The organism is Polaromonas sp. P2_G11, assembly GCF_056403595.1.
This window is the reverse complement of record NZ_JBFUFE010000001.1, coordinates 945,703-959,683: the sequence shown is the minus strand read 5'-3', so window position 1 is coordinate 959,683 and position 13,981 is coordinate 945,703. Positions and strand designations below refer to the sequence as shown.

Here is a 13,981-nt window from a genome sequence, read left to right as displayed (position 1 = left end):
CCGGTTTCAGGTCTCGAGCGCAGCCGCCATGCGGTGCGGCATGAGGCGTTCGCGTGGTGCTTCGCCGCCCCACAGGCTCAGCATCAGGTCCACGATGACCGGTCCGAAATCCTGATGCGGAATTTCGACCGAGGTGAGCCACGGGGCAAGCCAGGCATTGATCGGGTTGCCGTCGATGCCGACCAGCTCGCAGTCGCCGGGCACCCGGATCCCGCTCTCGCGGGCCATGCGGTGCAGGCCATAGGCGACCTGGTCGCTGATGCACATCGCGCCACGCGGCCAGGCGCCGGGCGCCGCGAACTGGGCCCCGGCGGCGTAGCCGATTTCCAGGTGCGAGATGCCCGGGGCCTCTACCCGTCGGATCCGGTCGGTTGACAAGCCTCTGGTGCCGGCCCGCTCGCAGAAGCCCTGCACGCGTTCCCTGGTCGTGGACGATCCGCGCGACGGAAATACCACGGCCGGCGCGTCGACGCCGCGGTCGAGCAGGTAGTCTGCGGCGGCGGCGCCGGCCGCCAGGTTGTCCGGCCCCACGAAGGAACATGTGCCGAACGGGCTGCGCCGGCTCACGAAGACCATAGGCGCACCGCGCTCCACGAAGTCGCGCAGGCCGGCACTGGGCTGAGCCGCGACCATCACGTAGCCTTGCACGACCTGCGAACGCATGGCGTTGAGATAGTCGTCCTGCAGCTCCGGCCGGTCGTGCGTGTCACACAGGATCATCGTGTAGCCGGCCTCGCGCAGCGCGGCCTCGGTGGAGGCGGCCAGCGTGGCCATCACCGGGTTGTCGAGGTTGGCGGCCAGCATCGCGACCAGGCGGCTCTCACGGTTGCGTAGCGCGCGTCCAAGCTGGTTGGGGTGGTAGCCCACGGTCTTGATCGCCTCGCGCACGCGCGCCAGCGTTTCCGGCGAAGCCCGCCGGGTCTCGCCGTTCACGATGCGCGAGACGGTGGAGATTGAGACGCCGGCCTGCACGGCGACTTCGCTCAGCGAAACCGGGCCGACGCCCTTGCGCCTGCGCGGGGTGTCGTCGGTCATCGGTGCGGGCGGCAGGCCTGCCGGGTCTGGACGCCGCAGCGAATGTTGGGTTGGCGCGAAGGCGGGACACGCGAATGGCGAGGCGGGAGTCCGGCGAGTGGAAAGCGAAGCATCGATGGGTCGTATTTTGGGAAAACAAGGGGCCAAGAGGCGAGGGCAGGTGGCCGACCGGCGGCGCGATCAGTGCGTGCCAAGACAAAACATATAACCGAGAAAGCCGCGACTGACAAGTATGGCAAACGATTGCCAATGGTTGGCAAACGTTTGCCATAATAGCCAAAACCGCCAACGATCGCAACACAACGGCACAGGACGACATGGTTTTCACCTCCAGCAGCACGCACAGCCGCGGCAAGCCCCTGCCGACGCTGCTCGCTCGAGTTGATCGCGGCGATCCCAGCGCCGCGGTCACCCATCCCAGCCATGCGGCCTGGGCGTTCCCTGCGCCGGCGGCCGGCGCGCATTCCTGAAGCCGACGACCGATCGGCCCCATCCTTCCTTTTTCCAGAAAGAGACAACCATGAACTTCCAGCTTCGTTTTCTCGCCAGGCGTGCCACGCGCGCCGGCCTCCTGGGTGCCGCCGTCGCCACGCTGGCCACCAGCGCCTTCGCCGACATTCGCGTCATGTGCTACCAGGACGGCAATGAATGCGATGTCACGGCCGACCTCATCAAGCGTTATGAAGCCCAGAACGCTGGCGCCAAGGTGATCCTTGACGTGGTGCCCTACAAGACGGTGGTAGAGCAGCTGCCCGTGCAGCTCGCGGCGGGGCAGGGACCCGACATCGCGCGTGTCGCCGAAATTGGCGGCCTGTCGAAGAACTACATCGACATCAGCGCCCATGTGAAGGACCGCAAGTACTGGGAAGACAACTTCGGCAGCACCTTGCCCTGGATGCGCAACAAGGCGGGCGACAAGGGCATTTATGGTTTCCTGTCGCAGATGACCATGACCGGCCCCTTCGTCAACAAGACCTTGTTCGAGCAGGCCAAGGTGCCCATGCCCGGCCCCAAGGCCACCTGGGAAGAGTGGGCCGACGCGGCGCGCAAGGTGGCCAAGGCCACGCAGACCCCGGCCGCCATGGCCTGGGACCGTTCGGGCCACCGCTTCGCCGGCCCCGCCGTCAGCTATGGCGCGAAGATTTTCGACGTCAAGGGAAACCTCACGGTGGATGCCGGCTACAAGACCGCCGTGGGCAAGTTCGTTGCCTGGCACAAGGACGGCACCATGCTCAAAGACGTCTGGGGCGGCTCGGGCGGCTCCAGCTATGCCGACGCGGTGGGCGAGTTCAAGAACGGCCGCGTGGTGATGATCCTGTCGGGTTCATGGCAGATCAACCGCATGCAAAAAGAAATCGGCAACGCCTTCGACTGGGTCGCCGTGCCCAACCCCTGCGGTCCCGCCGCCTGCTCGGGCATGCCCGGCGGCGCGGCCTGGGTGGCGCTGAAGACCACCAAGTCCCCGAAGGAAGTGGGCCGCTTCCTGGATTTCATGGCGCAGGAAGCCAACGTCGCTGAATTCGCCTCACGCACCAACAACATCCCGGCCCATGCCGGCGTGGCCAAAAAAGGCGTGAGCTATCCGACTGCCGGCCCTGCGGCACAGGCCGCGCTGGGTGTGTTCAGCAGCGGCACCGCCACCATCGCGCCGCCGGCCTACGCGCTGCAAGGCTACAAGTACAACCGCGCCCTGATGCTGCCGACCGTGACCCGGGTCACTCAGGCCATCGTGGGAGAAATCAGCGTGGACGAGGCCGTGACCAAGATCGGCACCGACATGGCCGAAGCGGTAAAACAAGCCGAAAAATAGGCACACCCCCGTGGCGCGCACTTCGTGCGCGCCTCCCCCCTTGCAGGGGGCGACACCTGCGGCCTGGCGGAGCCAGTTCCGCGGTGTACCTGGCGTAAGGCAATGTGCTGGTGGCGTCATACATAGATCGGAGTCGGTATGTCGGTTTTCTCAGCTTTCCTGGGCTTTTTGTTCAACCTGTTCGAGCCGGTTTTCCGGCTGGGCCAGAGATGGCTGGGTGCTTCGCGCATAGGCTGGCTCTTTGTCGGGCCCAACCTGGTGGTGATCAGCCTCTTCACCTTTTTGCCCATCGTGGTGAACCTGGTGTATGCGGTGACCGGCGGGGTGAACCTTCTGCCCACGCAACGGCCTTTCACCGGGCTGGAGAACTTCGCCATCCTGCTTGAATGCCGCGACTACACCGACCTGCAGACCTGCCGCACCGACATCTTCTGGCGCTCCATCGCCAACACGGTGAAGTTCAGCCTGATCCAGGTGGCCTTGATGGTGTTCTTCTCGCTGGTCACGGCCCTGGTGCTGAACCGGAAAATCATAGGCCGCGGCTTTTGGCGTGGCGTGTTTTTCTACCCGGTGCTGCTGTCGCCGGTGGTGGTGGCGCTGATCTGGAAATGGCTGCTGCAAAGCCAGGGCGTGTTCAATGCCGGCCTAGTGGCCATGGGCGCCTCACCGATGGACTGGTTGCTGGACCGGCACTGGGCATTTTTCTGGGTGGTGGTGGTATCCATCTGGGCCCACATGGGCTTTTACACACTCATTCTGCTGGCCGGCCTGCAGGCCATCCCGAAAGACGTTTACGAAGCCGCCGAGATGGACGCCGCGCCGCCGTGGCGTGTGCTCAGGCGCATCACGCTGCCGCTGCTCATGCCCAACCTGATCGTGGTGCTGGTGCTGGTGATGATCCGCGCGGTGCAGAGCTTTGACGAGGTGTTTGTGCTCACCGGCGGCGGCCCGGGCTCGGCCACCACCTTCATCGTGCAGTACATCTACCAGACCGGTTTTGCCGAACAGATCCACCTGTATGGCCTGGCTGCCGCGGCCTCGCTGATCCTGGCCGCCGGCCTGATGGCCCTGACGCTCGCGCAGCTGCGGCTGTCCAAAGCCGGCGAGGCCGGAAAAATCAGGAAGTAAGGAAAAAGCGATGGCCAATTTCTTTACCCGTACCCAGGGTCACAAGCACGGCGGCACCCGCCTGCATTGGACCGACTGGGTCTCCTACGCCTACCTGCTGGCAGGCCTCATCGTGATGTTCGGCCCTGTGCTGTGGCTCGTGATGTCGTCGTTCAAGACCGAAAGCGCGCTGAGCCAGTTCCCGCCGACCTTTCTGCCCTACAGCCAGAAAGAAGCCGTGGTGACCGGTTACGACAAGCCCCTGCCGCTGTTCCGCGCCAAGGATGAGCAGGGCAACATCCGCGAACTGGCCCAGGTGCGCCGCATCGGCCTGGTCGCCACCATGGTCGACCCCGCGGCGCCGCAGACCGAACTGCGCGTGAACATCAACGACCGCAAACCGGTGAATGAACTCAAGTTTGCCGGCGGCAACTACACCGAGCTGTTCGGCAAGTTCGCCTTCGGCACTTACCTTTGGAACAGCGTGTTCATCACCGTGGTAGCGACCATCCTCACGCTGCTGTTCAATTCGATGGCGGCCTTCGCGCTGTCCAAGTACCAGTTCACCGGGCAAAAGACGGTGTTTGTGCTGATCATCGCCACGCTGATGATTCCGCCCACCATCATTTTGGTGCCGGCTTTTCTGGTGATCTCGGAACTGAACCTCTTGAACAACCTCTGGGGCGTGATCCTGCCCGCGGTGGCCACGCCCACGGGCGTGTTCCTGCTGCGCCAATACATGCTGACCATTCCTGACGAGCTGCTCGAGGCCGCCCGCATGGACAACGCCAGCGAGTGGCGTATCTACTGGAAGATCATCCTGCCCCTGGCTGCGCCGGCCATGGCGGTGCTGGCCATTTTCTCGTTCATGTGGCGCTGGAACGATTTTCTCTGGCCGCTGATCGTGTTGTCCAAGTCGGAGCACTTCACCTTGCAGCTCGCGCTCAACGCCTTCCAGGGCGAACTCAACACGCAGTGGCACTACCTGCTGGCGATGACCGTGATCACCCTGATTCCGATCACCCTGGTCTTTGCCTTTCTGCAGAAATACATCGCCACCGGCATTGCCAGCGCCGGCGTCAAATAAACCGAGGACTCTCCGTGGCCACTCTTGAACTTGCCAGTGTCGTCAAAACCTTTGACAAAATCACCATCATCCATGGCGTAGACCTGACCGTTTCCGACGGTGAATTTGTGGTCTTCGTCGGCCCCTCGGGCTGCGGAAAATCCACGTTGCTGCGAATCATCTCGGGGCTGGAGCCCGCCAGCAGCGGCGACATCTGCATCGACGGCAAGCGTGTCAATGACGTGAGCGCTGCGCACCGCGGCTGCTCCATGGTGTTCCAGTCGTATGCGCTGTACCCGCACATGAGCGTCTACGACAACATGGCCTTCGGCCTGGAGAACCTGGGTGTGGCCAGGCCGGTCATCGAAAGCAAGGTCAACGCCGCCGCCGCCATGCTGCAGCTCACGCCGCTGCTGCAGCGCAAACCCACCCAGCTCTCCGGCGGCCAGCGCCAGCGCGTAGCCATAGGTCGCTCCATCGTGCGCGAACCCAAGCTTTTCCTGTTCGACGAGCCGCTGTCCAACCTCGATGCTGAACTGCGCGTTTCCATGCGCGCCGAGATCCGTGACCTGCACGCCCGCTTGGGCGCGACCATGATTTACGTCACCCACGACCAGGTCGAGGCCATGACCATGGCCGACAAGATCGTGGTGCTGCGCGCCGGCCGCATCGAGCAGGTTGGCTCGCCGCTGGAGCTGTATAACCAGCCCTGCAACCAGTTCGTGGCCGGCTTCATCGGCAGCCCGCGCATGAATTTCGTGCCGGTGGCGCAGATGCCTGGCGCCAGGCCCGGAGCCCACACCGTGGGCATCCGGCCCGAACATGCGCAACTGTCCAACGACGGCCCGCTGCAGATGAAGGTGTCGCAGGTCGAGCAACTGGGAAGTACCAGCATTCTGCATGGCCACGTGGTGCCTGACGCGCCTTTTGAAATCATCCTGAGCGGGCAGACCAACATCCAGCGCGGCGACACCGTCAAGGTGACCGCACCTTCGGAGCACCTGCATTTCTTCGACCAGAACGGCTTGCGTCTTTGAACCTGCGCCACACGAAACATTGACCAGCCGACCATGCGCCTTGACCAAGCTCCCACTTTCGCCCTGCAATCGCGCAGCGGCAACCACCTCGTCCTGAACAGCACCAGTGGCGCCACGGCCCACATCTGGGTGCTCGAAGAAGACATCGTTCGTGTGCTGGTGCTGCCGCAAGGACGGCTGCAGATGCCGCGCAGCTGGACCGTGGCGCCTGGACTTGAAAACTTGCCCGTTGAAGGCCGCGACCGCTTCGACGTGAGCGGCTTTTCGCTGCCCGCATTCGAACTCAAGGAAGAGGGCTCACAACTACAGATCACCACAGGCGCCGTGCGCCTGACCATCGCGCTCGAAGGCTTCTTTTGCCGCTGGGAAAGCCGGCAACAGGGCCGCTGGCAGGCCACCGCCGCCGACCGTTCCACGCAGAGCTACAACTTCGGCTGGTGGGACGAAAAGGTCTACCACTACCTGCAGCGCGAACGCGGCGAAGCCTACTTCGGCCTGGGCGAGCGCGCCGGCGACGCCAACCGTGCCGGCCAGCGCTACCGCATGTGCAACCTCGACCCCATGGGCTACAGCGCACGCAGCACCGACCCGCTGTACAAGCACATCCCGTTCTACATCACGCGCAAAGGTGGTGAAAAAGACGCCGGCCTGTGTTTCGGTTTGTTCTACGACACCTTGTCCGATTGCAGCTTCGACATGGGCCGCGAGATGGACAACTACCACGGCCACTACCGTTACTTTGTGGCCGACCACGGTGACCTGGATCTGTATTACATCGCCGGTGACGACCCGGCCGCCATCACGCGCCGCTACACCTGGCTCACCGGCCGGCCCATCTTCCCGCCGCGCTACGCGCTGGGTTATTCAGGCTCGACCATGAGCTACACCGACGCGCCCAATGCCCAGGAGCGCATGGGCGAGTTCCTTGAACGCTGTGAAGAGCACGACATTCCCTGCGACTCGTTCCACCTGTCGTCGGGCTACACCTCCATTGGCCCGGGCCGCTACGTCTTCAACTGGAACCGCGAGAAGTTTCCCGACCCTGCGGTCTTCGTGCAGAGCTACCTCGACCGCGGCGTGCGCCTGGTGCCGAACATCAAGCCCGCGCTGTTGCGCGACCATCCGCGTTTCGAGGAAGCCCGCCAGGCTGGCCTTCTTGTCAACGACCCGGATGGCCAGCCCACCGCCATACAGTTCTGGGACGGCACAGGCGCCTACCTTGACTTCACCAACCCCAAGACCATCGCTTGGTGGAAGAAGCAGGTGACTGAGCAGCTGCTCGAATACGGCATCCCCGCCACCTGGAATGACAACAACGAATACGAGATCTGGAGCGACAAGGCGCTGGCCCACGGTTTCGGCGCGCCGCGTCCCGCGCGCGAGGTGCGCCCGCTGCAGACCCTGCTGATGATGCAGGCATCGCACGCCGCGCAGTCCGAGTTCGCGCCCGCGGAGCGGCCCTACCTGGTGTCGCGCTCAGGCGCCGCCGGCATGCAGCGCTATGTGCAGACCTGGTCGGGCGACAACTACACGGCCTGGGAAACGCTGCGCTACAACATCCGCATGGGCCTGGGCCTGGCGATGTCGGGCGTGTCCAACACCGGGCACGACATAGGCGGTTTTTCCGGTCCTGCGCCGGGGCCCGAGTTGCTGCTGCGCTGGGTGCAGCACGGCATCTTCCTGCCGCGCTTCAGCATCCACTCATGGAACGACGACGGAACCGTCAATGAGCCCTGGATGTACCCCGAGGTCACGCCCCAGGTGCGCGAGTTGATCCGCCTGCGCTACCGGCTCATGCCTTACCTGTATGACCTGGTGTGGCGTTACCACCGCGCCTACGAACCCATCATCCGGCCGACGTACCACGACTTCCCGGAAGACACGCACTGCCTGGAAGAAAACGACGACATGCTGCTGGGCGCACATTTGCTGGTGGCCTCGGTGGTCGAGCCCGGCCAGACCGAGCGCCGCGTGTGGCTGCCCGGCACCGGCGGTTGGTACGAGGCGCACACCGCGCGGTACGTGAAAGCCGGCCAGCGGATCACGCTGAATGCGCCGCTGGATGGTCCGCCCCCATTGCTGGCACGCGAAGGCTGCGCCATACCGCTGAATCTGGGAGAAATCCATTTCGCAGCGGTCGAAGATCTGCGCGGCTTCCAGGTCTTTCCCCATCAGGGTGCGGGAAGTTTCGAAGCAAGCTGTTTTGAAGACGACGGCCATAGCCAGGCCTGGCGTAGCGGTGCTTATGGGCAGTGGCGCCTGCGTGTTGATTGCACCGAGCAAGGCCTGCGCATCGCGGTGTTCCGTGAGGGCGCACAGCCGCCTGTGCAAGACAACCTGGTCTTGCTGTTGCCGGCAACAGAGCAACGCCCGCTTAGCTTTGACGGCGGGGCGCTGGTGCAGGATCAGCTCGAAGGCGCCTGGAGGCGGCTGACGCTGAAGCTTTGACCCTATACGAGGGAAATGTGTCCTGGGCCGCTGCGATCCCGGGCAGCGGATCACCAGCCTTGGCGGTATGCCGTGACGGTGAAACACGATGGCCGGAGTTCTGGCACGTCCTTTGCATGCTGTCCTGCAGTGACGACAATTCACTACGGAAGGCTTCAAATGTTGGCCCTTATCATGCGACCCCTTGCATCTGTCGGCTTGGCGGCCGCTTTCACCACAACCGGCCTACATGCCTCAGACGCTGCCGCCGACCGCCCGGTCAGTCCAGTCAGCCAAACGCAAACCCTGCGTGTGCCGGACCACAATGTCAAACCGGTTAACGCGGCCAAAACCAGGGCCGAGGCAAAACGCACGCTGGGTACGAACCCGGCGATGCCACTTTGGGAAGGCCCCTGGGGTCCTCACCATTGAGGTGGACTTCGACGGAATTTGTAACTTGGCCCATCGCACTCTCCGGCGTCTCTGGTGTGATTGGCCTGGAGCGGCAACTTTGCGCGTTGATCAGTCTCCTGGCCCACGCCGCCTCCGCCTCATTCAGCTGGCCACCGCCGGAGCCTCAAGGGGCAGGCGGCGACTGGCTCGTCAACCACTGGCGCAGTGATTGGATTACGGGCGCCTTGGCGCGCTCGTTCGTCGTCACCAGAAAGTAACTGCGCGGCGAAATAAAGGGCTTGTCATTCAGCTTGACCAGGCGCCCGGTCTGCAGCGCCGATGCGCTCACATAGTCCGGCGCCAATGCGACACCCAGACCGGCCTCCGCTGCCGTCAATGCAAGCGACAGCAGACCGTAGTGGGCACCCGGCATCGGGACTTCTACAGACGCGCCCAGCTGCCGCAGGTAGGCCGGCCATGAGTTGGGCACCATGCTCTGGTGCAGCAAGGGCAGCGCTGCCATTTGTGTGCCCGTCAGCGGCGCCGCCAGCCGGCTCAGCGTGGGCGCCGCAAGAGGAAAGGAGTGCAGGGGGTGTAGCAGGTCGGCCACGCAGCCGGGCTCCGGCCCTTCGCAGTAGACGATGGCCGCGTCCAGCCCCGAGTCGCGCATGCTGATGGGCCCGGTATGCGTGGCCACGTCCAGCTGGATCTGCCGGTGCGCGATGGCGAAGGCGCACAGCCGTGGCATGGCCCACAGCGTGCCAAAGGTGGTGGGCACGGACAGCCGCAGTATCTTGCCTGGCATGGAGCCCATGGACGCGGCGATGGTCGCTGACTCCAGCTCGTCCAGCAGAGTTCGCACCCGCCGCAGGTAGCTGGCACCGTCAACCGTCAGCTCCATCCCGCTAGTTGTGCGCCGGCACAGTGCAACGCCGACAAAGCCCTCCAGGTCCGATAGCTGGCGGCTCACCGCGCTTTGCGTCAGACCCAGTTCATCGGCTGCGGCAGTGATGCTCAAGCGCCGTGCAATCACCTCGAAGGTGTTGAGGTTGACGATGGAGGGCAGGTGGCGCTGCGTTGGATATTTCATGGCGGTTACGGCCATTATTGGCATGGCATCCGTTCGCCCGCAATGAAAAAGGCTATGCAGGCATGAAATAAATGCAGGGGGGTATGCGTTTATTCCGTTGGACAGGCCGGCGCGCATGTCAGATATTCAGGGCGCCGCAGTGGGCGGCCCCTCAAGAACAGAAGTTGGAGTCACAGATGTCGAAATTTCAAGCGCGCCTTGTACTGCTGCTGGCGGCGGCCACGCTGGCTGGCACCGCCCTGGCGGCGGATTGGCCCGCCACCCAGCCTATCAAACTGATCGTGCCCTCGGCCGCCGGCGGCACGCCCGACCAGACCAGCCGAAAACTGGCCTACTACCTTCAGGACAAACTCAAACAAGCGGTGATCGTCGAGAACCGCCCCGGCGCGGCAGGCACCATTGCCATGCAGGCGGTGGCCACCGCCAAGCCCGACGGCTATACGCTGGGCTTCGGCAATATCGTGACCATGGCCATCAACCGCAGCCTGATTTCCAAGATGCCCTACAACCCCGATAAAGACCTGGCGCCGGTGGCCGTGCTCTCGCAGGTGCCCAATGTGCTGGTGGTCCGCCATGGCCTGCCCATCGCCTCGGTGCGTGAACTGGTCATCTATGCCAAGAGCCACCCGGGCAATCTGACCATGGGTTCCGGCGGCAACGGCACCACCAGTCACCTCAGCGGCGAAATCCTCAAGGAAAAAGCCGGCATCAGCTTCAGCCACATTCCCTACCGCGGGGCCCCGCAGGCGCAGACCGACCTGATCGGCGGGCAGATCGACTTCATGTTTGACAACCTGCCGTCCATGGTGGGCGCGATCCAGTCGGGCAAGGTGCGTCCGCTCGCGGTTACCAGTAAACGTCGCTCGGCGCTGCTGCCCAATGTGCCGACCATGGAAGAGGCGGGCATTGCAGGCTTCGAGGTGGTGGCATGGGGCGGCATTGTGGCACCGACGGGCACGCCTCGGCCCGTGATCCTGCGCCTGAACCGTGAGATCAACAACTGGTTGCAGGCACCTGCGACCAAAGCCGAATTCGCGCAAGTGGGGCAGGTCGCGCTCGGGGGAACCCCCGAGTTTTTCAAGACGCATATCGACAGCGAAGCCAAAAAATGGGGTGACGTAATCCGCAACGCCGGAGTAAAGCTCGACTGAGCTTGCCTTCTCGCGTAGACCTGCTGCTGCGTGTCTGCCGTTCGTTCCATACCCGGCTGCGCTGATAGGCGCAACCACATACCAAAACAGACCCCAAGGACAAGCATGCTCAGTTCCCCCGTCCCCGCTACCCAGGTTCTCGCGCACTGGGCTGCCACGGTTCCCAATCAATGGGGTGAATCCACCCTGCGCACGGCGGAGCACTCCCTGGAGGACACCATTGCTGCCATGGTGGCAGGTGCTGGGGACCCGGTTTGCGCCTCGGTACGGGCGGGATTGCCTGCCACGGGCCCAGTCCCGGTGGTGGGCAGCAGCACCGGAACTTGTGCCGCCTTCAGTGCGCTGGCCAACGGCACGGCCGCCCATGCGCGGGAGCTGGATGAGATGTTTCTCGTCGCTGGCGGTCATTTTGGCTGCGCCGTGATCCCAGCCATCCTGGCGCAAGCCCACGAGATTGATGCCACGCTCGATGCGGTTCTGGATGCACTGATCGTCGGAAGTGAGGTGATGGCCCGCGTCGGGATGGCGATGGACCGGTCCCATGCCGAAAAAGGCTGGCATGGCACCCAAACCATTGGTGTAATTGCTGCCGCAGCCGCTTGCGCCAGACTGCTTGGGCTGGGAGTCGGCGGGATGACACACGCCCTCAGCTTGGCCGTTTCCATGGCAGCTGGACCCAAGGTCCAGTTCGGCACCGACACGAAACCCGTGCATGCCGGACTGGCGGCGCAAGGTGGTGTGTTGGCCGCATCGCTGGCGGCATCGGGCGTCACCGGTAGCGATACAGCCCTGGAAGGCCCGCACGGGTTTGGCGCACTCTACGCCGGTGGCTCTGCGGCCGACTGGCAGTCCGTGGCTGCGGTCAGTGACGGCCCGCTGGCGATCGACAGCCATGGCCTGGCGTTCAAGCTGTATCCCAACTGCGCGTCCACGCACCGCTGCCTGGACGCATTGCATGCCCTCGCAACCGAACATGGTTTTGGCCCGGAAGCGGTGGAGCGTGTTGAAACCCTGGTCGGGCGCGTCAACCTGGTGAACCTCAAATACCCAGAGCCCCAGGGTCCCCGCGAGGCCATGTTCTCCATGCCCTACGCGGTGGCAACGATGCTCCGTTACGGCACGGTCACGTTGGCCGACTTCACGCCGCAAGCGGTGCATGACGATATGACCCGGCGCCTCATGCCACGCGTCGCAATGCACCTGGACTCGACACGCGTAGAAACCGCAACGCAGCTGCTTCCCCACACCACGGCCGTGATCTTGAAGGACGGACGACGCCTGGAGCGTGTGGTTCACCACGCCAAAGGGTCATTCCTGAATCCGTTTTCGCCGTTGGAGCGGCAAATCAAATTCGAGCAATGCACCACGGGCATCCTTCCGGAAGAGCGTTTGGCACCGCTTCGCGACAACCTGGCTCGACCGCAAGGCGTCAAGGTTCGCCAACTGCTGGCGCTGCTGCAGTTCGAAGCCCGGGTCGATGACGGCACGCGTTTCGGCCGTCCACGAGGAGGCGGGTCGAGCCCCCTTCCCTGATCCATGGAATCCAGCCCTGCTCAGGCGGGCCCGAACCCGACGGTTCCCCCGTCCGGATCACAGTCGAAGCGGCGCTGGCAACGGAGAGTCCGCGTTTGGAAATGACCGTGTTGCAGCAGGTTGACAACTGATCGATACCCAAGTCCGTCAGATTCGCGGCACAAAAGGAAGCTCTCATCATCATGCACAACCGTTGTTTATCGTCGGCTTTCGCCAAGGCCCTGATGGCACTGGCCGTGGGGGCCCTTGTGACGGGAGCCGGTCCGGTACTCGCCGCAGAGATCATAGTGGGCCAGGTCGGCCCCATGTCAGGGCCGGAGGCCGGTCAGGGCCGCGCTTACGCCGCCGGCATGCAATTGCATTTCAACGCCATGAACAAGGCCGGCGGCATCAACGGTCATAAGTTCACACTCTTGCGCAAGGATGATGGCGGGAGGCCCGACGACACGGTCACTTTGACCAAGCAGATGATTGCTGAAGATAAGCCGCTGGTCCTGGCCGGCTACTTTGGCGGCAAGAATGTTGCAGACTTGGTGTCTGCGGGAATTTTGGCAAAAGAAAAGATCGCTCTGGTGGGCTACCGTACTTCGGAGATTCAGCCGGACACCCCCTACCTGTATAGCGTGCGGGCAGGCCTGCGCGACGAGATTTCCAAACTCATCGAGCATTTGGCCACCATCGGGATTAAGCGCCTGGGGCTTTTCCATGAGGCTGGGCCGGGCTCAACTGCGGTAATCGCCGCGGCCGAGGAGTCAGCTAGGAAAGTCAGAGCGACGATCGAAGGACGCGCCTCCTACGTCGCCAACACGGTCAACGTCACCGACGCCGTGAACACTTTCATGAACATGCAGCCGCAAGCGATCATCATGGTTTCCAGCGGGTCTGCTGCGGCTGGCTTCATTGAGAAGTACCGTATTGCAGGTGGCGCGGCTCAACTGCTTTCGCATTCGGGCGCCGACATCGAGCAACTCTCGAAACGACTGTCTCCGGAGCAGATGCAAGGTGTGGCTATCGCCCAAGTGACGCCAAGTCCGTACAAGGTCTCCAGTCAGCTAGTCAAGGAATTTACTGAGACCGCTGCCAAGACACCCAACCTGGAAGTGCCTGTGAGCTACGCCATGATGGAGGGCTATATTGCCGCTCGCGTCATTTCTGAAGCGATACGCCGCCAAGGCAGCAGGCCCAGCCGCGAGGGGAGCGTTCTAGCCTTGGACAGCATGAGTAATTTTGACTTTGGTGGTTACTTGATCAGCTTTAAACCTGGACAGCACTCTGGCTCCAGCTTCGTCGAGTTATCCATCGTCACCAGCGCTGGCAGGATTCGTCAATAGC

General features: G+C 63.4%; 11 protein-coding genes. 9 read left to right on the top strand and 2 right to left on the bottom strand.

Annotation, left to right across the window (positions count from 1 at the left end):
- Positions 1–6: 6 nt before the first annotated feature.
- Entirely contained in the window at positions 7–1,035 is a 1,029-nt protein-coding gene (locus tag AC1DWQ_RS04650; protein WP_477668580.1) for a LacI family DNA-binding transcriptional regulator, read from the bottom strand.
- A 317-nt stretch (positions 1,036–1,352) separates the two neighbouring features.
- Between AC1DWQ_RS04650 and AC1DWQ_RS04645 the strand changes: the two genes are divergently transcribed.
- The 6 genes from AC1DWQ_RS04645 (at position 1,353) to AC1DWQ_RS04620 (ending at position 8,503) form a co-directional block, all read left to right on the top strand.
- Positions 1,353–1,505 carry a hypothetical protein gene (locus AC1DWQ_RS04645; protein WP_477668579.1) on the top strand — a complete coding sequence of 51 codons (153 nt, stop codon included), beginning with the start codon at positions 1,353–1,355 and terminating at the stop codon, positions 1,503–1,505.
- 50 nt (positions 1,506–1,555) lie between these two features.
- Positions 1,556–2,845, top strand: coding sequence for an ABC transporter substrate-binding protein (locus AC1DWQ_RS04640; RefSeq protein ID WP_477668578.1), 1,290 nt, complete (start codon positions 1,556–1,558; stop codon positions 2,843–2,845).
- A gap of 138 nt (positions 2,846–2,983) precedes the next feature.
- Positions 2,984–3,973 (top strand): carbohydrate ABC transporter permease, encoded by a 990-nt coding sequence (locus tag AC1DWQ_RS04635; RefSeq protein ID WP_477668577.1) that lies wholly within the window; start codon positions 2,984–2,986, stop codon positions 3,971–3,973.
- Between the two features lie 10 nt (positions 3,974–3,983).
- Entirely contained in the window at positions 3,984–5,039 is a 1,056-nt protein-coding gene (locus AC1DWQ_RS04630) for a carbohydrate ABC transporter permease (RefSeq protein ID WP_477668576.1), read from the top strand.
- 14 nt (positions 5,040–5,053) lie between these two features.
- The gene (locus tag AC1DWQ_RS04625; protein ID WP_477668575.1) at positions 5,054–6,055 is read left to right on the top strand and encodes an ABC transporter ATP-binding protein; all 1,002 of its coding nucleotides are present in this window, start codon (positions 5,054–5,056) and stop codon (positions 6,053–6,055) included.
- 33 nt (positions 6,056–6,088) lie between these two features.
- The gene (locus AC1DWQ_RS04620; RefSeq protein WP_477668574.1) at positions 6,089–8,503 is read left to right on the top strand and encodes a TIM-barrel domain-containing protein; all 2,415 of its coding nucleotides are present in this window, start codon (positions 6,089–6,091) and stop codon (positions 8,501–8,503) included.
- Positions 8,504–9,059: 556 nt separating this feature from the next.
- On the opposite strand, the gene AC1DWQ_RS04615 is transcribed toward AC1DWQ_RS04620, so the two are convergent.
- The gene (locus tag AC1DWQ_RS04615) at positions 9,060–9,965 is read right to left on the bottom strand and encodes a LysR substrate-binding domain-containing protein (protein ID WP_477668573.1); all 906 of its coding nucleotides are present in this window, start codon (positions 9,963–9,965) and stop codon (positions 9,060–9,062) included.
- Positions 9,966–10,141: 176 nt separating this feature from the next.
- Here AC1DWQ_RS04615 and AC1DWQ_RS04610 point away from each other — a divergent pair, with 176 nt between their 5' ends.
- The 3 genes from AC1DWQ_RS04610 (at position 10,142) to AC1DWQ_RS04600 (ending at position 13,980) form a co-directional block, all read left to right on the top strand.
- On the top strand, positions 10,142–11,116 hold the full coding sequence (locus tag AC1DWQ_RS04610) for a Bug family tripartite tricarboxylate transporter substrate binding protein (protein WP_477668572.1): 975 nt from the start codon (positions 10,142–10,144) through the stop codon (positions 11,114–11,116).
- Positions 11,117–11,221: 105 nt separating this feature from the next.
- Positions 11,222–12,649, top strand: coding sequence for an MmgE/PrpD family protein (locus AC1DWQ_RS04605; RefSeq protein WP_477668571.1), 1,428 nt, complete (start codon positions 11,222–11,224; stop codon positions 12,647–12,649).
- 182 nt (positions 12,650–12,831) lie between these two features.
- A complete protein-coding gene (locus tag AC1DWQ_RS04600) occupies positions 12,832–13,980 on the top strand; it encodes an ABC transporter substrate-binding protein (protein WP_477668570.1) in 1,149 nt (382 codons plus the stop codon).
- The last annotated feature ends 1 nt before the right edge of the window (position 13,981 follow it).